The organism is Streptomyces sp. IBSBF 3136, assembly GCF_036815105.1.
Classification (GTDB): Bacteria; Actinomycetota; Actinomycetes; order Streptomycetales; family Streptomycetaceae; genus Streptomyces.
This window is the reverse complement of record NZ_JAJSZC010000121.1, coordinates 1-23922: the sequence shown is the minus strand read 5'-3', so window position 1 is coordinate 23922 and position 23922 is coordinate 1. Positions and strand designations below refer to the sequence as shown.

General features: G+C 69.4%; 16 protein-coding genes. 11 read left to right on the top strand and 5 right to left on the bottom strand.

Features of this window, described 5'->3' with window-relative positions; genetic code table 11:
• Positions 1–109: 109 nt before the first annotated feature.
• Positions 110–7810, bottom strand: a complete 7701-nt coding sequence (locus V7E45_RS24210; protein ID WP_333776300.1) for a golvesin C-terminal-like domain-containing protein — start codon at positions 7808–7810, stop codon at positions 110–112.
• A 1263-nt stretch (positions 7811–9073) separates the two neighbouring features.
• On the opposite strand from V7E45_RS24210, the gene V7E45_RS24205 reads away from it, so the two are divergent.
• The gene (locus V7E45_RS24205; protein WP_333776298.1) at positions 9074–9526 is read left to right on the top strand and encodes a hypothetical protein; all 453 of its coding nucleotides are present in this window, start codon (positions 9074–9076) and stop codon (positions 9524–9526) included.
• A gap of 155 nt (positions 9527–9681) precedes the next feature.
• A complete protein-coding gene (locus tag V7E45_RS24200) occupies positions 9682–12285 on the top strand; it encodes an FG-GAP-like repeat-containing protein (RefSeq protein WP_333776297.1) in 2604 nt (867 codons plus the stop codon).
• A gap of 61 nt (positions 12286–12346) precedes the next feature.
• Here V7E45_RS24200 and V7E45_RS24195 read toward each other — a convergent pair whose 3' ends face one another.
• The 3 genes from V7E45_RS24195 to V7E45_RS24185 form a co-directional block, all read right to left on the bottom strand.
• Entirely contained in the window at positions 12347–12733 is a 387-nt protein-coding gene (locus V7E45_RS24195) for a hypothetical protein (RefSeq protein ID WP_333776299.1), read from the bottom strand.
• A gap of 192 nt (positions 12734–12925) precedes the next feature.
• A complete protein-coding gene (locus tag V7E45_RS24190; RefSeq protein ID WP_333776296.1) occupies positions 12926–13483 on the bottom strand; it encodes a hypothetical protein in 558 nt (185 codons plus the stop codon).
• Positions 13484–13801: 318 nt separating this feature from the next.
• Positions 13802–15460, bottom strand: a complete 1659-nt coding sequence (locus V7E45_RS24185; protein WP_333776295.1) for a beta-N-acetylhexosaminidase — start codon at positions 15458–15460, stop codon at positions 13802–13804.
• Between the two features lie 154 nt (positions 15461–15614).
• Between V7E45_RS24185 and V7E45_RS24180 the strand changes: the two genes are divergently transcribed.
• From V7E45_RS24180 to V7E45_RS24140, 9 genes are all read left to right on the top strand, one after another.
• Positions 15615–16187: a 2-oxo-4-hydroxy-4-carboxy-5-ureidoimidazoline decarboxylase gene (locus V7E45_RS24180; RefSeq protein WP_333776294.1), complete on the top strand. Its 573-nt coding sequence runs from the start codon at positions 15615–15617 to the stop codon at positions 16185–16187.
• 191 nt (positions 16188–16378) lie between these two features.
• Positions 16379–16759: a succinate dehydrogenase, cytochrome b556 subunit gene (sdhC, locus tag V7E45_RS24175; RefSeq protein WP_076087831.1), complete on the top strand. Its 381-nt coding sequence runs from the start codon at positions 16379–16381 to the stop codon at positions 16757–16759.
• 5 nt (positions 16760–16764) lie between these two features.
• A complete protein-coding gene (locus tag V7E45_RS24170) occupies positions 16765–17247 on the top strand; it encodes a succinate dehydrogenase hydrophobic membrane anchor subunit (protein ID WP_333776293.1) in 483 nt (160 codons plus the stop codon).
• A gap of 19 nt (positions 17248–17266) precedes the next feature.
• The gene (gene sdhA / locus V7E45_RS24165; protein ID WP_333776292.1) at positions 17267–19021 is read left to right on the top strand and encodes a succinate dehydrogenase flavoprotein subunit; all 1755 of its coding nucleotides are present in this window, start codon (positions 17267–17269) and stop codon (positions 19019–19021) included.
• Positions 19021–19800 carry a succinate dehydrogenase iron-sulfur subunit gene (locus V7E45_RS24160; protein WP_333776291.1) on the top strand — a complete coding sequence of 260 codons (780 nt, stop codon included), beginning with the start codon at positions 19021–19023 and terminating at the stop codon, positions 19798–19800. The genes sdhA and V7E45_RS24160 overlap by 1 nt, the downstream gene beginning before the upstream one ends.
• 102 nt (positions 19801–19902) lie before the next feature.
• Complete coding sequence (locus tag V7E45_RS24155) at positions 19903–20313, top strand: VOC family protein (RefSeq protein WP_333776290.1); 411 nt, start codon at positions 19903–19905, stop codon at positions 20311–20313.
• Between the two features lie 105 nt (positions 20314–20418).
• Complete coding sequence (locus V7E45_RS24150) at positions 20419–20826, top strand: hypothetical protein (RefSeq protein ID WP_133919939.1); 408 nt, start codon at positions 20419–20421, stop codon at positions 20824–20826.
• Positions 20823–21317 carry a thiol-disulfide oxidoreductase DCC family protein gene (locus V7E45_RS24145; RefSeq protein WP_333776289.1) on the top strand — a complete coding sequence of 165 codons (495 nt, stop codon included), beginning with the start codon at positions 20823–20825 and terminating at the stop codon, positions 21315–21317. Before V7E45_RS24150 ends, V7E45_RS24145 begins: the two co-directional genes overlap by 4 nt.
• 9 nt (positions 21318–21326) lie before the next feature.
• Positions 21327–22082 (top strand): TetR/AcrR family transcriptional regulator, encoded by a 756-nt coding sequence (locus V7E45_RS24140; RefSeq protein ID WP_333776288.1) that lies wholly within the window; start codon positions 21327–21329, stop codon positions 22080–22082.
• 18 nt (positions 22083–22100) lie between these two features.
• On the opposite strand, the gene V7E45_RS24135 is transcribed toward V7E45_RS24140, so the two are convergent.
• Positions 22101–23645 carry an ABC transporter substrate-binding protein gene (locus tag V7E45_RS24135; RefSeq protein WP_333776287.1) on the bottom strand — a complete coding sequence of 515 codons (1545 nt, stop codon included), beginning with the start codon at positions 23643–23645 and terminating at the stop codon, positions 22101–22103.
• Between the last annotated feature and the right edge of the window lie 277 nt (positions 23646–23922).

Here is a 23922-nt window from a genome sequence, read left to right as displayed (position 1 = left end):
GGGCCGCACGGCACCCATGCACCGCATGGAACTCCTTTCTCCGTGCGGCCCTCCGCCCACTCCTCGGGGTGGCCGGCCGGCCGGGAGGACCCGGCACGGCCGGCCGTGATCAAGCGATCAAGGCGTACGCCTCCTTGAACATGGCTCCTGCTGCCGCAAAACTCGGCACGTCGTCCGCAATGCCGAGACCTCCGGTGCCCACGTCCTCGACCACCGTTCCGGTCGCGAGCGCGGTGGCCGAGAGGCCCAGGCCCACACCTCCCAGGATGTCGAGGAAGGAATGCCCCTCGCTCTCGTTCCCGGTGCGCTTGCGTTCGTCTGCGTCCGTCTCGTAGGCAATGACGCCGGGAGAGATCTGCGACGGCCAGATTTTGACCATTTCATTCGGCTTCGTGTAGTTCGGAACCACTCCCGGCGGGAAGTCGAATCCGACCTTCGCTACGCGCTTGTCGCCGGACGCCTTGAGCTGTTCCTGCAAATACTTGACCTTGTTCTCGACGTCCTTCTTTCCATCCCGCTCTGCACCCGCACCGGCATGCTTGGCGTCCCAGACGTAGACCGCGTCATCGGTCCAATACAGGAGGTCGGCATAACCGACTTCCTGGCCCGGGTTGTCGGCCGAACCTCCGGCGATGGTGTTGCGACCGTCCCTGGGGCCGCCGGAGGCGCTCAGGTCCATGCTCACCTCGCCGCCGCCCATCGGCTGGAACTCGGCCAGGTACATCGCGACGAACATGATCGCCGTGTCGTGCCCACTGTTGTACTGATCCCAGTGGCACGCGCCGCACAGGTCGCTCGGGTTGTAGAGCTGCGAAGCCGTGCGGCCACAGGAAGTACAGGTGCCGCCGCCGTCGTCGACGGGCATGTGCCCATCGAGCTCGACGACGCTCGTCGGGTTGCCGCCGCCGAACGCGTACCGATTGCTGGTGTAGGGGTCGACGCCGAGATGCATGTCGGCCAGCGCCCCGTTGTACGTGTCCCGGGTGGTGAAGCGGTTCAGGCCTGGGCTGTAGTTGCGGAAGCCCATGTCGTAGGTGCCGGAACCGGCATCCCAGCGCTTGGCATTGAACCGGTAGGGGTTGTAGGCCTCCTTGGTCGGGTCCACGGCATCGGGCTTGTCCATACCGGTGAACTCCGACGTGTCGTCGGAGCCGTAGGCCGTGTAGCCGTACGTCGACTTCGTGTCGCCGCTGTCATCGGTCAGCGTCTCGACGTCGGAGTGACCGTTGTAGCCGTAGTAGCCGTCCTCGGTCGTACCGTCGGCGTTGTGCTTGACCTGCGACAGGCGTTCGCCCCACGGGCTGTACTGGTAGGACTTGGTCAGCGTGCCGGCGACCTTCTCGTCCAGGACCTCGTTCGACAGGCCCAGGTACTCGAAGTTCGTCGTCTTTCCGTCCGCGGTCTTCGACACGGTGCGATCGAGCGGGTCGAAGGCGTACGTCGTCGACTTCATCGCACCCGTCGAGTCCATCTTCTGGGACTCCACGACGTGATCGAAACCGTCGTACACGCTCCGCTCGATGACCTGGCCGCCCGAGGTGACGGACTCCGTCCGGCCGAACGGGTCGTAGTTGTAGCTCGCCGTGGTGCCGGAGACCGTCGCGGTGAGCAGTCGGTTGCGGTCGTAGTTGTAGGTGGTGGTCTTCCCCCCGACCGTCTGGCTGATGACGTTGGCGTTGTCGTCGTGGACGTATGTCTCCGTCTCGGCGCCGTTGCCGGTCTTCACAGCCTGCTTCAGCCGGTCGGCCGGGTCGTAGGTGTAGTCCGTCGTCGACGACAGGTACGCCGAGTGGTCGTCGGCGTTCATCTTCTTCGCCAGATCCTGCGACTTGTTGCCGTTCGGGTCGTAGGCGTAGGTGTGCGATGAGACGAGAGCGCCGTTGGACTTCTTCTCCGTCGTCGACTTGAGGGCCGCGTCCAGGTAGTAGGCGTAGTCGACGGTGTTGCCGTTGCCCTTCGTCTCCTGGAGCTTCAGGCCGCGGTCGGTGTACGTGTACGACGTCACCTTCGGCGACGCGTCCGTGGCGGACTTGCCGACCGAGACCGTCTTCACCAGGTCACGCAGGTCGTACGTGTACTTGGAGAACTGGTCCGGGTGCGTGATCGTGTCCGACAGGCCGTTCGCGTCGTAGGTGTACGACGTGGCCTTCTTCTCCACGCCGGCCAGCGACTCGCTCACCTTCTGGACCTGGTTGAGGCCCGTGTAGGTGATCGCGTACGAGTCGATCTTCGCCGTGGACGAGGTGTCGTCGATCCGGGTCAGGTTGCCGTTGAGGTCGTAGGAGTAGGCGAAGTCGTCCTTCTCCGTGTCCGCCGGGTCGCCGCTGGTGTCACGGACGAGCTTGACCGCGTCCGCCACGACCGTGCCGCCGCTGTTCTGGAACAGCTGCAGCTTCGCCGCGTTGCCCTGCTTGAAGGCGAAGGAGCCCAGTGAGACCCAGCTGCCCTGATTGGCGGTGGCGTTCTGGTCGATCGTCTTGTCGGCCGTCCCGCCGTCGTACGTCACCGTGTACTTGGCCGTCGTCGCGGCGCCCGTCACCTTCGGGAACTTCACGTACGCGGCGTACGTGCCGTCCTTGGGGATGTTGAGCGTCCACGTGTAGGCGTCCGTGCCGGTGCCGGCCGCGTGGGTCTCGTGGTTGTAGCCCTGCTGGCCGGTGACGTCTCCCTTGGTCCAGGTGCCGGTCTTCGAGGTGTTCTGGGTGTCGGAGTTGTCCGCCAGGACGACCGACTTGCCCGCCGGGGCGCCGTCGTCCGCACGGGACTTCAGCGAGCCGTCGGGGTAGTACGACCACGTCATCGTGCGGTTCGAGGAGCCGCCCGCCGAGGTCAGGGTCCGCTTGGTCTGCTGACCCAGGTCGTTGTACTCGTAGGACGTGGCGATGTCCCACGGGTCCGTGGACGACCTCACCCAGCCGTTGTCGAAGTAGCTGTAGGTGGTGTCGTTGCGGACCGTCTCGCCGTCCGACGGCGGCAGGGAGGTCTTGGCGACCCGGCCCACCTTGTCGTACGTCGTCTCCGCGTAGACGTTCGGGTCGTTGTAGCGGGAGTCCGCCGGATCATAGGGCTGGTACTGCTTGACCGGGCGGTTCAGCTCGTCGTACGACGTGCGGGCCGTGAAGGCGTCGGTGGAACCCGCCGCCATCGCCCGCGGCGTGAGCACCTTGGTGGTGTTGCCGACCTGGTCGTACTCGTACTTCGTCGTGCGGTACGTGATGGTCGACGTGCCGTCGTGCGGAACCTTGACCTCGGTCTGCTTGCCGCGCTCGTCGTAGGTGACCGTGGTGGTGTTGTTCTCGGCGTCCGTGGCCGAGGTGACCAGGCCGTCCTTGTCGTAGCCCTTCCTGGTGGTCTTGCCGGCCGCGTCCGTGGTGACCGTGGCCCGGTGGTCCAGGTCGTAGTCGATCTTGGTCGTGTAGTCGGTCGTGTCGGCCGTCGCGTTCTTCTTCGGGTCGATGACCTTGGTGACGTTGCCGACGTCGTCGTACTCGTAACTGACCTTGTCGGCGTTCGCGTTGACCACGGACGTGAGCTGGTAGATCTCGTCGTAGTGGTTCGTCGTGACGTAGTCGGTGGCGTCCGTCGTCGTCGCCGTGCCCTTGGGCTCGGTCGTCGTCTTCAGGTTGCCGGCCTTGTCGTAGGTGTACGTCGTGGTGCGCGGGTCGGTCAGGTTGTTCGCCGGCGCCGTCGCCGAGAACATCTCGTCCGCGTTGTCGTACACCGCCGTCGACACGGCACCGTTCGGCGCCGTCGACTTCGTGACGTTGTCGTTCTCGTCGTACACCGGCGCCGGTGTGGTGATCACGACGCCCGTGTCCTTGGGCGCGGTGTTGACCAGCGGACGCCCGAACGTGTCGTACGTCTGCGTGGTCACCTTGCTGTCGGCGTCGGTGACCTGGGTGACCTGGCCGCGCTCGTCGTAGACGAACGTCGTCGCGTTCGACTTCGCGTCGGTGATGGTGTTCGGGTACCCGGTAGGCCCGAAGCCGCTGTACGTCGTCGGGTTCCCGTTGGCGTCCGTCGCCTTGGTCAGTTCACCGTAGGCGTCGTACTCGTACTTCGTGGTGTAGTCGTCCGGGACCGACGTGGTCGCGACGCCCTTGGGGTCCGTGACCGTCTTCAGGTTGCCGAACGAGTCGTACCCGAACTGCCAGGCCCGCCCCTCGGGCGACGTCTTGCGGAACAGGTCCGCCGAGAAGCCGTCCGCGCGCGTCTGGTACTCGTACTTCGCTACGTTCGCGGGCCACTTGGTGGAGTCCGTGACGCAGGTGGCCGTCTGGTCCGGCACGCCCGACTTGTTGTTCTCCGCGTCGCGCTGCCAGAGCGGGTAGCCCGTCTTCTGGTCGTAGCAGTACGCGGTCTTGGCGCCGTTGTCCTCCTCCAAGTAGGTGACGTTGTTGTCGGCGTCCCAGCTCATCTTCGTGGTCTGGGACTTGGCGTTGGTCGTCTGGACCGGGCGGCCGTAGTCGTCCGTCACGTACTTCGTGGCGTGTGTCTCGGGGTCCGTGACCGTGGTGTCCGTGAACTTGGTGTTCGTGGTGTCGGCCGCGTAGGCGAAGCCGGTGTCACCGTTCAGACGGTCCGTGATCGTCTTCGTCCACCAGTGGTACTTCGGGTCGTCGCCGTTCTGCGGCGCGTAGTACGCCAGCTTGGTGTCGTGGCCGCGCGGGTCCGTGGCCGTCACCAGCTTGACGTTCTTGTTGCCCTGGGTGGCGTCGTAGGTGAACTTGAAGATCTTCGGCTGGGACGAGCCGTCACCGTCGGTGAACCGGCCGAGCAGGCCCTGCACCGTGTAGTAGAAGGAGACCTTTCGGCCCGAGATGTCCGTCATGGACTTCACGTGGTCGTAGATGTCCGGGTCGGTCAGGCTGGTGCCGGAGACCTTGGCGCCCGTGCCGTCGATGTAGTCGTACGACGCGTCGCCCTTCTTGTAGTAGTCGAGCGTCAGGGACTGCCGGCCCGCCGGGTCGGTGATGTAGGCGAGGAACTTCGCCGCCTTGCCCTGGGTCTTGTGCTGCTCGTAGGTGTAGGTCTGTGTGTTGCCGTTCTTGTCGACGACGGACGTCAGGTAGCCGTCGCAGCCGAAGAGGAAGCGGGTGCCGTCCGGGCGGAGCAGGGTCCAGGCGTCCGGGACCGGGTCCTTGTCCGGGGTGCAGTCCAGGCCCGCCTTCATGGTGATGCGGTAGTGGACGCCCGCGGGGGCCTTCCAGCTGCCGTCGGCCTGCTTGGTGAAGACGTGGGTGGTGCCGTCACCGTCGGGGAGGCGGATCTCCGTCGCGTTCTGAACCGGGTTGGGATGGAAGTCCAGTGCCGCGCCGAGCCGGATGGGGCCGCCGACCTGGGCCGACCAGCCCGCGCCCGCGCCACCTGTCGTGTTGTCCGTGTCCAGCGAGTTGTACGCGAACCGCGCGAACGTCGTCAGACCACGCCCCGGGTTGCTGAGCGCGTTGTACGACCATACGGTGTTGCCGGAGGCGAGGTTGTTCATCACCGTCGAGCCGGCGCCCGTGTTCTTGCCCGTGTAGCTGTAGAACTTCTCCAGGCCCAGCGCGTTGGAGGTGGGATCCTCCACCGCCACGTTCTGCTTCAGCGTCGGTATGCCGCCGGTGCCGGCCGACAGCCAGCTGCCGTCGGAGACCTTCTTGACGTCCCAGCCGAGTACGTACTTGGTGCGCTTGCTGCCCGAGTCCGAGTTGATCGGCGTCTTGACCTGCGCCTGGATCGTCGTCGACTGGCCCGGGGACAGCGGCGGGATCGCCGTGGACAGCTGGTTGCCGCCCGTCGTCGCGTCCGTGCCGTCGGGGAGCTGCCAGGTGTACGACAGCACCCGCTCACCGCTCGCCCACGCGCTCGACGTGGTGTTGGTGACCGTGAAGTCCACCGTGTACGTCGAGTTCGGGGTCATACGGGCGGGCGTCTGCGGGGCGTAGTACGTGTCGTCCGTGGTGGAGTCGACGTAGATCACCCGCAGCAGCGGGCCGATCTGCGGGTCGGCGGCCTCCGAGGCCAGGAACACGGTGCGTTCCTGTGGGCCCGTGGTCGTCTCGTCCTTGAGCTTGACCAGCGCGCCGTGGTTGGTCGACGGGGTCTTGGTCCAGCCCTGGGTCAGGGAGGTCGCGTCCCACCAGTGGCGGCCGACGTCCGAGACCGTGCCGACGGTGTCGGAGACGGTCGAGGAGTAGTCGCCGCCCGCCGTCGTCCACGCCGTACCCGTCGCCGCGTTGTTCCAGGTGGCCTGTGTCTCGTTGAAGTCCTTGTTCAGGCCGTGGAGTTCGTAGATGGCGCCGTTGGTGCCGGTGGTGGTCTCCGCGCCCCACATGAACAGGCGGGACTCCAGCACCGTGGCCGTGGTCGGTATCGCGCTGGTGTCGAACTTCAGCGCGGCACGCGTCTTGCCGTAGGTGGGGTCGTTGTTGCCGACCTCCAGCCACTTCTGCCCGACGGTGTCCCGGGAGACGGTGTCCAGGTTGGTGGTCGGCGACGTGGACGACAGCGTCGTGTCCGTCACCCCGGACGTGCCCTGCAGCAGCCGCATCGTCCGGCCCGCCTTCGGCACACCCACGATGCGGGTCGGGGAGCCCAGCAGCTGGCCGTCCTTCGTCTTCACCACCAGCTGGTAGTAGTACGACCGGCCGATCTCCACCGACGACGAATCCGGTGTCGGGGTCGCGGTGGTGTCCGTGTAGGCGGTCGCCGACTTGTCGATCGGCGCCACCAGGGTCGCCGCGGACGGCGTGAACGTCTGCTGCGTGGAGCGGTGCAGCTGGTACTCGGCGATGTCGAGGTTCGGGTCGCCGGTGGTGTTCGAGTACGCCTTCCAGCTCAGCTCCGGGCCGGTCGAGTGGATCACCGTCGGCGAGTCCAGCGTCGTACCGACCTTGCCGTACGTCACCGTAAGCCGCGGGATCGTGGAGGTCTCGCCGCCGTAGTCGCCGTCACCGGACTCGTAGCGCGGGCCGCCGACCGGGCCGGCCGCCTCGTCGGTGGTCTTCAGCACGAACCCGTTGTTGACCGAGGAGCCGTCCAGCCACTGCTGCACCGTGTCGGTCACCGGGAACTTGTGCCACTGGCTGTACTCGCCCTTGTTCTTCACGATCGACGCCGGGTTCACCCAGCGCACCGCGTCCGCGATCACCGCGGTCGACGCCGAGGCGGGGCCGTCGCCGAGGACGACCTTGCCCGTCGTACCCGCCGAGAAGTTGATCTGCGAGCCGCCGTTCAGGGACGACCACACCCCGTTGGTGCCCGACTGCTGGTTCACCGTGTACGTGGTGGTGCCGTCCTTGCCGGTCACCGTGTACGGCGCGTTCGTGGCACGGTCGGTGGCCGCGACGTAGTGCACGTCCACCTTGTACGACGCCGTCTCCGGGAGCTTCGGCTGCCAGGTGTACTTGTCACCGGCCACCGCGTCCTTGTTGTACCGGTAGGCGCCGCCGATCGCGTACTGCGCGAGGGAGGACGTCGACACCGGCCAGCTGCCGGTGGCCGCGGTCGTGCCCGCGTCGCCGTCGTCGACCTGGACGCTGGTCCCGGACAGCTCACCCACCAGCGAACTGGTGTTGTTCCACGTGGCCGTCGACTCGTCCCAGGCACCCGTCGCCCGGTGCACCTCGACCGGCACGTCCGTGCCGCCCCCGTCGTGCGCGTTGTCGAAGTACATCTCCAGACGCGCCGAGTCGATCTTCGTGCCAGAGGGGATCTCGCTCAGCGGGAACTTGATCAGGGAACGGGCCGTACCGGTGGCCGTACGGCCCACCGACAGCTTCCACGAGGTGTTGAAGTTCGTCGCCGCCTGGTCCGACAGGACCATCGTGTCCTGCGAGTCCGTCGGCGACGGCGCGATAGTGATCGTCGGGTCGATCACCACCGGATACTGACGGTCCTTCGACGCCAGCCACTTCGCATCCGGCGTCACCGTCAGCTTCCAGGACTTGCCGTCCCGGACCAGCTTCTGCGAGACCCGCGTGCTGTAGGTGCGCCCGAAGACCGACTTGTCCGCCTTCTTCGCGTCCGTCATGAACGGCGCGGGAATCACCATCACCGGCGTGTGCGGCAGCATGCCGTACAGCGCGATCGACCCGTCCTTGCGGGCCTTCGGCACCAGCCCGTCCGTGTCCAGGGAGAAGGTGAACTTCAGCGGACCGTCGGGGCGTTCGGCCAGGGTGATGTTCTCCTTCACCCGGCCGGGTCCGACGCCGTACTCCAGGTCCGCCCCGCGCACGGCGTCCTTGTAGGTGACCGTGGATCCCTTGACCCTGGGCTTCAGCGTGCCGGCGCCCTTGAGGCCGAGCGTGACGGTCCGTCCGTCCGGGGACTGGAAGCGCACCAGCCGGCCGGCGTCCGAGCCGAACCAGCTCCGGCCCTCGTTGGTCGTGTTGCCGTAGTCGAAGCCCTTGGCGCTCGACGCGTGGACCGCCGTGTCGATCGGCTTCCAGGTCGTCTTCTTGCCGGGCCCCGAGCGGTACGACGTCGGCACCGCCGACAGCTCCGCCTCCACCCGGCCGTCCGAGAGCTGCCAGTACCGGGCCGTCGACGTGCGCCGGCCCTTCAGCTCCTTGACCCGCCTGGCCTTCGGGGCGCGTACGCCCCGCGGCAGCTTCTGCCGGTCGGCGACGTCCAGTTCGTCGTGCGACGGTGGCGCGGCGAGCTGGTGGTCGTCGTCCTTGAACCATCCCTTGACGGTGTCGACGATGCCCTTGTCGTCGCCCGAGCCGGATTCCGGTCCGGACGAGGCGTAGGCGATCTGCGGCAGCGCGGTACTCGCCACCGCCGACACGACAAGGCAGGAGATGAATCTCCCATATCGGACTTTCACGTCCAGTGCCCTTTCTTTTTCGGGCACGCCGGACACCCGACCGGGGTTTCTTCCCTGCCGGAAATGCCATGTTCCCGCTGTGCCCGGCCTGTGTGGCGGGCGGATTTCTAATCAGCCGCACGATGCCCTGTCAATTACGAAGGCAAAAAGGGCACTTGACATCAGCCCAGGGCGCAGTCGGGGTTTCTGGGGCAGCGATTCGTCCGATTCTTCCGCGGGTTGGTGTTCGCCTTTGCCTTTGCGCTATAACCCCCGCTCATGCCGAAGACGGAAACCGAATCGGGCAGGGACTGGCGTTCTCTGACCCTCGCCGGGGTGCTGGTCGCCGCCTGCGGCGGCCTTGTGCTGTACGGCGTGCTCGACACGTTCGACACGGAGGAGAAACCGGGCAGGCCGCCGGTTCCGACCGCCGCGGTCACCTACGAGGTGACCGGCGAGGGCACCGCCGACATCGCCTACCAGGGCCACAGCGAGGCGGGCAGCGCCACCGTGGACCGCGCCGTCGCGCTGCCCTGGAAGAAGACCGTGGAGGTGCCGCTCGGCAGGCCGCCGCTGGTGTCCATCACGCTCGGCGGCCACGGCGGCCGGGCCAGTTGCTCGCTCGCCGTGCGCGGCAAGCACGTCCAGACCGCCTCCGCCTATGGCAGGTTCGGCCGCGCCACCTGCCAGGCGGAGCTCGCTCCGGCGTCGCCGGGACGGGCCGCGGAGTGACGTCCGGTCTGGCCGGCGCGCTGTTCAAGTGGCACCCGTGACCCGTGGTGCTGTCGTGATTCATGTCTAGGGGTGGGTTAGTGAGTCCTCGCAGGACCCGTGCGTACAAACCGCTCAGTCTGAAGAGACGGGCGTGGCTGACGGCCGGTGCGGTCGTGCTGAGCGGAGCCGGCATCGTCACCTACGCGATGGCGGACCCGGCGGCGCGGTCCGGCGGTGGGCAGGGCCGGGCGCCTTCGGTCCACACGCTGAAGCTGGAGAACCGGGGCTCGGGCAGAAAGGGCCTCGGTCAGAAGGGCACCGACCGGTTCAGCGCGCTGCTGCTGACCTGGAACGACGCCGACGCCGAGGCCAAGGGCACACCGGAGGTGCGCACCCGGGACCGGGAGACCGGCAAGTGGTCCGGCTGGCAGAAGCTGCCGGACGACCCGTACCAGGCCGACGGCGCGGAGGCCGCGCGGGCCGGGACGGACGTCCGCGGCGGTACGGCCTCGCTGTGGACCGGTGACTCCGACGGCGTCCAGGTCCGCGTGGTGAAGGCCGACGGCACCGAGGCGGGCGGCCAGCCGTCCGGCATGGACGTCAAGCTGCTCGACCCGGGCACGGACCCCGCGAGTGGCCCGCGGCCGGCCGCGTTCGTGGCGGAGACGACGACACCCGGTCCTGCCGACTCCTCGGCGTCGGACACGCCCGCGCCGACGGACTCCGCGCCTCCGGGGTCGCCCGAGCCCACCGACACGGTGTCGGCCCCGGAGTCGGGGTCCGCCTCCCCCTCGGTGTCCGACTCCGCCTCCCCGTCCCCGTCCAGCACGGTCCCGGCTCCCGTTCCCTCCACGGTCGCCAAGCCTCCGATCATCACCCAGGCCGAGTGGGGTGCCTCCACGGACTACGACGGCACGCCGAGCTACGGCACCGAGATCAAGGCGGCCGTCATCCACCACACCGGTGTCGACAGCGACAACACGCTGTCGTGCGCCGACTCGCGGGCCCGGATGCGCACCATCCAGCAGGAGCACTTCTCCCGCGGTTACTTCGACATCGGCTACAACTTCGTCGTCGACCGTTGCGGGCAGATCTTCGAGGGCCGCAGCGGCGGTATGGACCTGCCGGTGGTGGGCGCGCACGACATCGGGTTCAACACCAACACCGTCGGCATCTCCTACATCGGCAACTACATGACCGCGCGGCCGTCACGGGCCGCCCTGGACTCGATCGCCCGGGTCGTGGCGTGGAAGTTCGGGATGTACGGCATCGACCCGACCGGCAAGGTCACGCTGGCCTCGGGCAGCCCGAAGGGCCAGGACGGCAACCTGATCGACAAGGGCCAGCAGATCACCCTGCCCCGGGTCTTCGGGCACCGCGACACCAACGCCACGGCCTGCCCCGGCGACAACCTCTACAAGAAGCTGGCGCTGATCGCCACGCTCGCCAAGACGCCGGGCGTCTCGCACGCCCTGCCCACCTCGGACGTCGACCGGGACGGCCTGCCCGACCTGGTGGCCGGCACCCCGAAGGCGAACTCGGTGACGGTCGTGCCGGGCGGCACCGCCGGTCCGGCCGTCTCCCGGAAGGTCACGCTCACCCAGAGCAGCCCGGGCGTGCCCGGCACCTCCGAGACCGGTGACGGCTTCGGCGCCGCGACCGCCTGGGGCGACGTCAACGGCGACGGCTACGCCGACCTCGTGGTCGGCGCGCCCGGCGAGGACGACACCAGCGGCCACGCCGACCGGGGCGCGGTGACGGTCCTGTACGGGCCGGCCCTGAACACGGGCTTCTCCTACACCACTTCGGGCAGCGTGACCGCGACCGGCGCCAAGCTGGGCTCCACCGTCGCGGTCGGTGACTTCGACGGGGACGGCAGGGCGGACGTGTTCGCGGCCGGCACCGGCACGGGCGGCAACTGGAACGCCCGGCTCACCGGCGGTGCCACCTCCGCCGGCACGCTGACCACGGCCACCGGCGCGGTCGCCTACCTGGACGCGGCGACCGGCGACTTCAACCGCGACGGCTACGCCGACGTGGCGCTGAACTACCGGGACGCGGGCGGCATCGGGCGTGTGGTCCGCTTCGCGGGCTCGGCGACCGGCCTGACCAAGGTGGGCGTCATCTCGGTGAAGGGCGGCCGGGCGGTCGCCGCGGGTGACGTGGACGCCGACGGCTACGACGACATCGTCATCGGGCAGCCGTACACGAGCGAGTCCGGTGGCAAGGCGGGCGGCCAGGTCACCCTGGTGCGCGGCTCGGCGACCGGCTTCACCACCACCGGCATGACCACCGTCCACCAGGACACCTCGGGCGTCCCCGGCGCCGACGAGTCCGGCGACGCGCTCGGCGCCTCCGTCTCGCTCGGCGACTACGACGGCGACGGGTATCCCGACGTGCTCGCGGGCCTGCCCGGCGAGGACATCACCCGGTCCGGCGCGAACCGCTCGAACGCGGGCTCCGCGCTGCTGGTCAAGGGCGGCGCCACCGGCCTGACCGGTTCGGGCGCGATCGCCGTCTCGGAGGACACCTCCGGGGTGCCCGGCGCCACCGAGTCCGGCGACGCGTTCGGTTCCTCGGTGTCGCTGACCGACCTGTCCGGCTACGGGCGCGCCGATCTGACGCTGGGTGTCGCGGGCGAGGACGGCGGCGACGGCATCCTGATGTACCTGCCGAGCAACAGCACGGGGCTCGGCTACGCGCAGACGTCGGTGCTGAGCAGGATGACGCTCGGGACACCGGCCGCCGCGGCGCTGGGCACGGCCCTGACACCGTAGCCGCGCCGCGATCCGTCCGGCCGGGGCCCGCTCGTGCGAGGGGGTCCCGGCCGGACGTGTGTCAGCCGGAGGCGGACGCGTCCCGGCACAGCAGGCGCAGCGAGCCCTGGCCGGCGTAGCACCGGCGGGCCTCCTCGAAGGGGTCCCAGAGCCGGCCGTCGGGCGTGCGGAGCCAGTGGTCGCCGCCGCTCGCCCACCACTCGGCGCCGGTCTGGCGGACCACGACCTCGCCCGCGTAGGCGGCGAAGCCGCGCAGCACGCTCTCGACGGCCGCGTAGGGCGCACCCTCGCGCCGTATCTCCTCGATCATCCGGTCCACCCGCCACAGGCTCTGCGCCGAGTAGTCGAGCCGCAGCCGGGCACCCTCGCGCATGGTGGCCACCGCGTCCGCCGCCCACCGCACGGGCTTCGCCGCGGCGTGCGGCCTGGTCTCCTGGTGTGCTGTCAGCGCTGTCACATAGGAAAGAGCGGTCGGGACCGGCCATCCGTCACCCGGATCCGGGCTGTTTCCCCAACCGTTCCAGGACCACCGCACCGCCACCGCACGACGCTCACAGGGCCCACCCGCGAACGAGGTTTGGGGGAACGGCCCGCAGGACCGGGGCGCGCCCGCGAGCGATGCCGAGGCCCGGCCCCGGGGTCAGCCGCGGCCGCGGGCCCGGCGGGAGACCACCGCGCGGAGCACCCGGCGGCCCTCGACGGACACGTCCAGGGCGCCGCGCAGGCCGTTCGTGCCGTGTTCGGCGAGCAGTTCCAGGACGGCGACCTGGCGCCGCAGCTCGGCGGCGACCAGCGGGGAGGTGTCCTCGGCGCCGCCCGCCCGGCCGGCCTCCAGCGCCTCGGCCGACGGGGTGTCGCCGGGAGCGGGGTCCAGGAGCCGGTGGATGTGCAGGGAGGCCACGGAGCAGGCGTCGGCCCAGTTCCGGACCGCCTCGCCGGTGCGCTCGGCCGGGGCCGCGTCCAGCATGCGGCGGGCGAGCGTCGCCGCCTCGTCCTCACCGGCCCCGTCCGGTCCGAGCGCGCCCCGGGCCTTCTCCAGGCCGACGGCCCACGTGGAGCCGTCGGCGAGACTCGCCCACAGCGGGCGCAGCACCTCGTCGTCACCGCCCAGCAAAGGCACGCACCGATCCAAACAGGCCAGCCCGCTCGCGGCCAGCCCGCGCTCGTCGGCCTGTGCGATCAGTTCCACCAGGCTCATGAAAGCCTCCCTCGCCAGGGCGCCGTCTTTACGGAGCCCGCACTTCCCCTTACTGCGTGCGACGGCGAGAGAGTGTCACAGCAGAGGGTTTTCAGCCAAGAGCCGGGACAAGGATCGGTGGGGCGAGCGCCTTGCGGTGCCGCATCCGGGTCAGCCGCAGCACCAGGAGCAGGGCGAGCGCGGCGGCCGCCAGGTCGGCGGTGTCCACGGCCGTCGACTCGACCGCGGCGGCCCGGAACCGCGCCGCGGTGTGCGCGGAGCCGTGGTCGTGCGCGTGCCGGGCGTCGCACGGCGGAGAACCACTTTCGCGACAGGCCCTCAGCCCAGCCGGTCCGCCAGCGCCTTGAACTGCGTCCAGGTCAGCGCGGGCGCGCCCGGGTCCCACAGTTTCTGCACGGTGGCCCTGAGCGGCATCCGGATCCCCGCGGCGACCTGCGCCTCGGTCTGGGCGTTGGGGAAGTCGGACCAGACCGCGAACACCCCGCCGAGGATCTGCGGGTCGTACCGGGCCGGCACGGGGGTCGTGCCGCGCAGCACCCGGGGGGTCCACTGCTCGTAGATGCGCTGCCCGGTCGGGTAGACGAAGGTCTGCGGCTGCCCGAGGACGTAGTACAGGAACTCGTCGTTGTAGTTGATCACCTTGCGGCCGCTGCTCAGGTACTCCAGCGGCTGCCGGGCGCCGATCTCCTTGCCGGTCCAGTAGGCGACCTGGAGGTCCTTGGCCGGCTGCACGGAGGTGTTCCGGAAGAAACCGTCGTTCCACGCCCGCATGGTGCGGTGGTGGGCGCGCACGGTGGCGGCGCGGTCGTTCAGCCAGCCGGCCGCGAGGTCGGCGACGGTCGCGCCGGAGCCGTACTTCTGCCGGGCGGCCGCGGCGAGCTGCGGGAAGGACGCCTGTGGGTCGGACACCGTCAGCGCCTGGTACTCGTCGCCGCCGAGATGCCACTTGCCGCCGGGGAAGACGCCGGCGTACTCGTTCAGCAGGTCGTCGACGATCTTCGCGGAGCCGGCCTTGGAGATGTCGATCGCGCCCCGTGTCGCGACCCCTCTGGCATTGCGCAGCTGAAGGTCGGGGTGGGCGGCGATGACCGCGCCCAGGTGGCCGGGCGAGTCGATCTCGGGCACGACGGTGATGTGCCGGGTGGCGGCGAGGTCGACGATCCGCTTGACCTGCGCCTTGGTCAGGTGGTCCTTGGAGACGATCTCCGGATGGCTGCTCGACTCGATCCGGAAGGCCTGGTCGTCGGAGAAGTGCAGTCCCAGTTCGTTGAATTTCAGGTCACCCAGCTCGCGCACCCGGTCCTCGATCCAGGACGCGGAGTACGGCTTGCGCGCGATGTCCAGCATGAAGCCGCGCACCGGCTTCGCGGGGGCGTCGCGGACCACGCCCTCCGGGGCGGTGCCGCCGCCGTGGACCTCCTGCTTGAGGGTGCGGGTGCCGTAGAAGACGCCCGCGTCGCCCGGTCCGCTGATGTCGACCCGACCGCCCTTGACGGTCATGGAGTACGACTCCTGGTCGCCCCCGCCGCCCAGCGCCAGCCGCAGGTCGCCGGCGCGTACGTCGTTCTTCGGACCGGCGTACGAAAGGCCCAGCTCCCCGGCTATCAGCCGCCCCTCGTCGGCCAGCCGCGGGTCGCTCACCACCACCCGCTCGCCGTGCCGCGGCTGCCAGCCGGGGCCGCGCGCCGCGGTGTGCGAGCGCACCGCGGGTATGGTGCGCGGCGCCTGGGAGAGCGGGTAGGTCCGGGTGGGCGTGGGACTGCTCGGCGCGGCGGCGCGGCCGGTCGCACCGGTGGTGGCCCCGGCGGGGGCCGGGGAGGTCCGCGCCGCGTCGGCGCCGGGTCTCGCGCCGCCGTCCGCCGAGGCCCACACGCCGACGCCCACGCCGAGCGCGACGGTCCCCGCGAAGGCGGCGGCCACGACCGCCCGCTTCCGCCTCACCTGCTGCGCCGACGCCCGACGCCTGTGCTGGGTCACTCAGCCAACGTACGACCGATCGGCAGGACACCCGTCATCGAGCCGTTCTGAAACTCTCCCGTTCGAGTGAAATTCGGGCATCCGTCGGACACAGAGTGACCACTCTCGATAACGTGGCGACACACCCTTCACGACATCCCCTGCCACACCACATGTGACGCGAGGACCCACGCTGCCTGCGCACCGCCTGCCGTACCTCCCCAAGCCGCTGGACGCCTTCAACGCCGCCCATGCGGACGAGGCCTGCGCTCTGCTCCAGCACTGCCTGCGCAGCCTGCGCTGGGCCCGCCGCATCGCCGACCACCGCCCCTACCCGGACCTGGGCTCCCTGCTGGCGGCGGCGGACGAGGCGGCGTACGACCTGTCGCCGGCCGATCTGGCCGAGGCGCTGGCGGGCGAGGCGCTCCCCGAGCTGCCGGAGGACACCTACTCGGCCGCCCACATGGCCCTGAGCGCGGCGAACGCGGCCTACGAGGCGAAATTCGGGCATACGTTCGTCATCTTCCTGGGGGACGTGCCCCCGGAGGAAAGCCTCGATCACATTCTCGCGGGCATTCGGTCACGATTGACGAACGATCCCGAGGAGGAGCGCGTCATGGCGGCGGAGGAACTGCGCCGCCTCGCGCGCGGGCGGCTGACGGACTTCCTCAGAGGAGCGGGGGTCTGCGCGCCCGCGGGCCCCGCGCGGGGCGTGAGCGGCCCGAACGCGTCCACGCCCGGCACATAGCGGTACAGGCCACCCCAGCAGCCGACAGCGCTAGCCCAACCGCGTGCCACTTTGATCACACAAGTAGGCCCCCCGTAAGCCGCGCCGCGGCACACGGATACGATGCTGGGGGCCGGTGGACCGTACCCGGCCGGGCCCGACCGACAGTGAAGCCGGCGCGGCCCTAGTCCCCGCTCCCGGAGGGTTCTTCCGTGCCGGCTGGAACGCTGTACCGCGGCCGGGAAGGAATGTGGTCCTGGGTGGCTCACCGAGTCACCGGCGTCCTCATCTTCTTCTTCCTGTTCGTTCATGTGCTGGACACCGCTCTCGTGCGTGTCTCCCCCGAGGACTACGACAAGGTCGTAGCCACGTACAAGACGCCGATCGTCGCGCTGCTGGAGTACGGCCTCGTCGCCGCCATCCTCTTCCACGCGCTCAACGGTCTGCGCGTCATCGCCGTCGACTTCTGGTCGAAGGGCCCGCGCTACCAGAAGCAGATGTTCTGGACCGTGATGGGTGTCTGGGTCGTCCTGATGGCCGGCGCGATCTACCCGGTCCTCGGCCACGCCGCCCGTGTCCTCTTTGGGAGCTGACGCCGATGTCCACGACTGAAACCCCCGCGTCCGGAGTCGGCCCCGTCGAGGGCGCGCCCCTCCACTCGGTCGACCGCCCGGCCCCGCTGATCGAGGCGCCGCGCAAGCGCACCAAGAAGTCCCCCAAGTCCACCCGGGGCAACTTCGAGCTGGCCGCGTGGCTGTTCATGCGCCTGTCCGGCATCGTGCTGGTCGTCCTCGTGATCGGCCACCTGCTGATCCAGCTGGTGCTGGACGGCGGTGTCTCCAAGGTCGGCTTCGCCTTCGTGGCGGGCCGCTGGGCCTCCCCCTGGTGGCAGGTCTGGGACCTGCTGATGCTGTGGCTGGCGATGCTGCACGGCGCCAACGGCCTGCGCACGGTCATCAACGACTACGCCGAGCGGCCTGCCTCCCGCATGTGGCTGAAGGCCCTGCTGTACACCGCCACGGTGTGGACCATCCTGCTGGGCACGCTGGTGATCTTCACCTTCGACCCGAACATCCGCTAGGCACGGGGCTGCGAGAATCATGAAGATCCACAAGTACGACACCGTCATCGTCGGCGCCGGTGGCGCCGGTATGCGCGCCGCCATCGAGTCGACGAAGCGCAGCCGCACCGCCGTGCTGACCAAGCTCTACCCCACCCGCTCCCACACGGGCGCAGCGCAGGGCGGCATGGCCGCCGCGCTGGCGAACGTGGAGGAGGACAACTGGGAGTGGCACACCTTCGACACGGTCAAGGGCGGTGACTACCTGGTCGACCAGGACGCCGCCGAGATCCTGGCGAAGGAGGCCATCGACGCCGTCCTCGACCTGGAGAAGATGGGCCTGCCGTTCAACCGGACGCCCGACGGGACGATCGACCAGCGCCGCTTCGGCGGTCACTCCCGCAACCACGGCGAGGCCCCGGTCCGCCGGTCCTGCTACGCCGCGGACCGCACCGGCCACATGATCCTCCAGACGCTGTACCAGAACTGCGTCAAGGAGGGCGTGGAGTTCTTCAACGAGTTCTACGTCCTGGACCAGCTGATCACCGAGGTCGACGGCGTCAAGAAGTCGGCCGGCGTGGTGGCGTACGAGCTGGCCACCGGCGAGATCCACATCTTCCAGGCGAAGGCCGTGATCTACGCCTCCGGCGGCACCGGCAAGTTCTTCAAGGTGACGTCGAACGCGCACACCCTGACCGGCGACGGCCAGGCCGCCGTGTACCGCCGCGGGCTGCCGCTGGAGGACATGGAGTTCTTCCAGTTCCACCCGACCGGCATCTGGCGCATGGGCATCCTGCTGACGGAGGGCGCCCGCGGTGAGGGCGGCATCCTCCGCAACAAGGACGGCGAGCGCTTCATGGAGAAGTACGCGCCGGTCATGAAGGACCTCGCGTCCCGTGACGTCGTCTCCCGCTCCATCTACACGGAGATCCGTGAGGGCCGCGGCTGCGGTCCCGAGGGCGACCACGTCTACCTGGACCTCACGCACCTCCCGCCGGAGCAGCTCGACGCCAAGCTCCCGGACATCACGGAGTTCGCGCGCACCTACCTCGGCATCGAGCCCTACACGGACCCGATCCCGATCCAGCCGACCGCGCACTACGCCATGGGCGGCATCCCGACCAACGTCGAGGGTGAGGTCCTGGCGGACAACACCACCGTCGTCCCGGGTCTGTACGCGGCCGGCGAGGTCGCCTGTGTCTCCGTGCACGGCGCCAACCGCCTCGGCACCAACTCGCTGCTGGACATCAACGTCTTCGGCCGCCGTGCGGGCATCGCCGCCGCCGAGTACTCCCACAAGGCCGACTTCGTCGAGCTGCCGGAGAACCCGGAGGCGCTCGTCGTCGAGCAGATCGAGCGGCTGCGCACCTCCACCGGCAACGAGCGGGTCGCCACGATCCGCCGTGAGCTGCAGGAGACCATGGACGCCAACGTCATGGTCTTCCGCACCGAGCAGACGATCAAGACGGCCGTCGAGAAGATCGCCGAGCTGCGCGAGCGCTACCGGAACGTGGCGATCCAGGACAAGGGCAAGCGGTTCAACACGGACCTCCTGGAGGCGATCGAGCTGGGCAACCTGCTCGATCTGGCGGAGGTCATGGCGGTGTCGGCCCTGGCCCGCAAGGAGTCCCGCGGCGGTCACTACCGCGAGGACTACCCGAACCGCGACGACGTCAACTTCATGCGCCACACCATGGCGTACCGCGAGGTCGGCGCCGACGGCTCGGAATCCATCCGTCTCGACTACAAGCCGGTCGTCCAGACCCGCTACCAGCCGATGGAGCGTAAGTACTGATGGCTACCCCAGTTCTGGACAAGGCGGACGCGGCCGGCCAGCCCGAGCCCGGCTTCGCCGACTCCCCCTACATCACCGTCACCTTCCGGGTCCGCCGGTTCAACCCCGAGGTCTCCGCCGAGGCGACCTGGGAAGACTTCCAGCTGGAGATCGACCCGAAGGAGCGCGTCCTCGACGGCCTCCACAAGATCAAGTGGGACGTCGACGGCACCCTCACCTTCCGCCGCTCGTGCGCGCACGGCATCTGCGGCTCGGACGCGATGCGGATCAACGGCAAGAACCGTCTTGCCTGCAAGACGCTGATCAAGGACATCAACCCCGAGAAGCCGATCACGGTCGAGCCCATCAAGGGCCTGACGGTCCTGAAGGACCTGATCGTGGACATGGAGCCGTTCTTCCAGGCGTACCGGGACGTCATGCCGTTCCTGGTCACCAAGGAGACGAACGAGCCCACCCGCGAGCGGCTGCAGTCCGCCGAGGACCGCGAGCGCTTCGACGACACCACCAAGTGCATCCTGTGCGCCGCGTGCACGTCGTCCTGCCCGGTGTTCTGGAACGACGGCCAGTACTTCGGTCCGGCCGCGATCGTGAACGCCCACCGCTTCATCTTCGACAGCCGTGACGAGGCGGGCGAGCAGCGCCTGGAGATCCTCAACGACCGCGACGGCGTGTGGCGCTGCCGCACGACCTTCAACTGCACGGACGCCTGCCCGCGCGGTATCGAGGTCACCAAGGCGATCCAGGAAGTGAAGCGCGCGCTGATCACGCGTCGCTACTGATCCCTCGCGCCGCCGCTTCGCGGAGCGCCTTCAGGAGCCCCACCGGACCCGTTCCGGTGGGGCTCCTCGCATAGGGGTGAGTTTCCCCCTTAATGTGACGACATGTCAGACGAAGAGTCGTACGAGCTGCTCGGGTTCGACAATGTGCTGCTGCCCGTCGGGGACCTCGCGGAGGCCATCGGGTTCTACGAGCGGGCCGGGTTCAGCGTCGGGTTCCGGTTCGACGAGGGCGGGATCGCCCAGCTGAAGGTGGGCGGCGAGACGCCCGGGATCCTGCTGCGGGTCGAGGACGGGCTGGGGCACCGGCCGCCGCCGTGGCCCCCCGCGCGCCTGTGGCTGGAGGTGCCGGACGCGCGGGCGGCCGCGCGGGAGCTGGCCGCCGCCGGGATCGCCCCGCTGGACGAAGTGCTCTCCGGGGCCACCGGCTGGACGGTCGAGATCGCCGATCCCTGGGGCAACGTCCTCGGGTTCACGGACTACAGCAAGCGCCCCGCGCTGGGCCGCCGGAGCTGAGACGCGGGTCACGCGGGCCTCCACACCTTTGAGTTGAACATGTTCAAAAGCAGGTCTACAGTCATCCCTGTCAGCGTTTTGAACGCGTTCAAGAAGGGGTGGGGCATGGACCGCACCGTCATCGCCTACGTGATCTACCTGGCCGTCAGCATCGCGCTGACCGTCTGGGTGGCCCGCACGCTCAGCCGCAACGGCCGGATCTTCCTGGCCGACGTACTGCGCGGTGATGAGAAGCTCGCCGACGCCGTCAACCACCTGCTGGTGGTCGGCTTCTATCTCGTCAACCTCGGCTTCGTCGCGCTGTACCTGCACGGCAGTGGGGACATCGACGACACCCGCGGCATCTTCGAGGCCCTGTCGGCCAAGCTCGGGGTGGTGCTGCTGGTGCTCGGCGCGATGCACCTGGGCAACGTGTACGTGCTCAACAAGATCCGGCGCCGCGGGATCCTGGAGCGCGAGCAGCGGCCCCCGGTCGGCCCGCAGGGCTGGCTCCCGCCGACGGCCGGGGCGTGAGCGCCGTGACCGTCGCGCAGGACCGGGGCGCCGCCGGCGCCCCGGTCCTCGGGCTCACCGTCCTGTACGACGCCGAGTGCGGCCTCTGCACCCACCTGCGGGACTGGCTCGTGCGGCAGTCGCAGCTCGTGCCGCTGGAACTGGTGCCGGCCGGGTCGGCCGAGGCCCGCCGGCGCTTCCCGGGGCTCGACCCGGCGGCCACCCTCGACGAGGTCACCGTGATCGGCGACGCCGGACAGGTCTACCAGGGCTCCCGCGCCTGGATCGTCGTCCTGTGGGCGCTGCGCGAACACCGCCCGCTCGCCCACCGGCTGAGCACCCCGGCCGGGGCCCGGCTGGCCCGCGGGGCCCTGCTGGCGGCGGCGAAGTGGCGGGGCGCGCAGTGGGGCGGGAAGTCCTACCGGCGGACCGACGGATGGTCGTACGACCGGCACAGGGGCTGGACCCACAACCCGCCGACCTGTGACGGCGGCGCCTGCCCCACTGGTTAGGCTCCTGTCGTGCCCGCGAAGAACGAAGGCCCCGCAGCGGCCGGCCCCCAGACGAAGTCCGAGCAGACCCGCGCGCTGATCCTGGAGACCGCGATGCGGCTCTTCCAGGAGCGCGGCTACGACAAGACGACCATGCGGGCCATCGCCAAGGAGGCCGGCGTCTCCGTCGGCAACGCCTACTACTACTTCGCGGGCAAGGAGCACCTGATCCAGGGCTTCTACGACCGGATCGCCGCCGAGCACCAGGTGGCGGTCCGGGAGGTCCTGGACCGGGAGACCGATCTGGAGGCGCGGCTCGCGGGCGTGCTGACCGCGTGGCTGGAGATCGCCGAGCCGTACCACGAGTTCGCGGTCCAGTTCTTCAAGAACGCCGCCGACCCCGACAGCCCGCTCAGCCCGTTCTCCCCGGAGAGCGAGCACGCGCGGGAGCAGGCCCTCAGCGTCCACCGGGAACTGCTCGCCGGGTCGAAGTCCAAGGTGGCGCCCGAACTGCGGGACGTGCTGCCGGAGCTGATGTGGCTGTCCCAGATGGGCCTCGTGCTGTACTGGATCTTCGACCGGACCGAGGGCCGCGAGCGCAGCTACCGGCTGGCGCGCCGGGGGGCGCGGCTGACCGCGCGCGGGGTGGCCCTGGCCCGGTTCCGGGTGCTGCGCCCCCTGGTGCTCGAAGTCCACGAGCTGTTCACGGACTTCCTGCCGGGCATGACGAGGGCGCTGCCGGACCCGGCGGCCGGGGCCGGGCGGAAGGACGCGGGCGAGGGCTGAGCCCTCACCCGCGGCGCGTCAGATCCACTGCAGGCTCCACAGGCGGAACACGCCCGTGCCGTCCGAGAGGTACTGGCCGCCGCCCACGTCCTCGGTGCTGACCACGTACTCCTTGCGCTGCCACAGCGGGATCAGCGGCACGTCGGAGGCCACGTCCGCCTGGATGTCCCGGAAGTCGCTCGCCGCCCGCGCGCGGTCGGGGAACTGCCGGCTGTCCTGGATGAGGTGGTCGACGGCCTTGCTGCTGTACCCGGTGCTCATGGTGGAGCCGGTCCCGACGAGCGGGGAGCCGAAGGTGTCCGCGTCGGGGTAGTCGGCCACCCAGCCCACGGCCCACGCGTCCATCTTCCCGGCGGTCCAGCGCTTCTGGAAGTCGGTCCACTCGTAGCCCTTGACGTCCACCTTGAACAGGCCGCTCGCCTCCAGCTGCCGCTTCAGCTCCGCGGCCTCCTCCGCGCCGGCGCCCCGGTTGCGGCCGTAGCCGAAGGTGAAGCGCACCGGCAGGCTCACCCCGGCCTGGAGCAGCAGCTCCCGCGCCTTCTTGGCGTTCTGCGTCGGGTAGGTGTCGAAGAACGACGTGGTGTGGCCGGTGATGCCGGTCGGGATCAGCGAGTACAGCGGGTCGACCGTGCCCTTGTACACCTTCACGGCCAGCTGCTCACGGTCGACCAGCCAGGCCATGGCCCGGCGCACGCGCACGTCCTTCAGCGGCGAGTCCGCCCGGGTGTTGAGGTACAGGTTGCGGGTCTCGGAGCTGTCCGACACCGTCACGCGCTGCTTGGGATCGCTCGGGTTCAGCTCGGAGAGCATGTCCGGCGGCAGCGTCCGGGTGGCGACGTCGACCTGCTTGGCCGCCCAGGCGCTGCTGAGTTTCTGTGAGTCGGCGTAGTAGCGCAGCTCGATCGGCCGGCCGGTCCCGCTCAGGTAGCCCTTGTAGCTCGTGTACGGCGCGAGGTCGGCCTTCTTGTTCACCGTGTAGGCGGTCAGCGTGTACGGTCCGGTGCCGTCCACGCCGATGCCGGTGCGCAGCGAACGGGCCGGGTACGCCTCCTTGTCGACGATGGAGCCGGCGCCGGTGGCCACCTTCAGCGGGAAGGTGGCGTCCGGCGAGCGCAGGTGGAAGGTGACGGTCGTCGCGTCGTCGGCGGTCACCGAACCGAGGGTGGAGAAGAGGGACGCCGGACCGACGTCCGAGTTGATCTTCTTCACCCGCTCGAAGGAGTACTTCACGTCCTCGGCGGTCATCCTGCGCCCGCTCGGGAAGGTGATGTCGTCGCGCAGCCGGCACTGGTACGTCTTGAGCCCGCCGCCCTGGAAGACGCAGCTCTTCGCCGCGTCCGGGACCGGTTCGACACCGCCCGGCTCGAAGGTCAGCAGCGTCTGGAACACGTTGCTGAACAGAGCCCAGGAACCGGCGTCGTAGGCGCCGGCCGGGTCCAGTGACGTGACCGCGTCCGTCGTGCCGACGGTGATGGTCTTGTTCCTGTCATCCTGCGACGGCAACAGCTGCCAGCCGCCGATACCCACGACGGCCAGTACCAGCAGTGTCACGAGAATGCGCATGCGAACAGATCGCATGGTGGCGCCCTCCCCAGGCCGGCCAAGGCCCTACCCCTGGCCCAGCACAAAAAATGGCCACTCCCCATAGTGGCGCGGCTCACCTAATCACATGTGTTTCACGTGGGGGAAGAGCAATCCGTCGGTATGTGAAAGAACTTGCCGAGGCGTTGTTTGATCCGGGTTTCACAGCCTCTGCACAGCCTCTCAGGCGTGCGTCGAGGCCAGCTCCACGACCGTGACGTCCGAGGGCGCCCCCACCCGCGTGGGCGGCCCCCAGGCC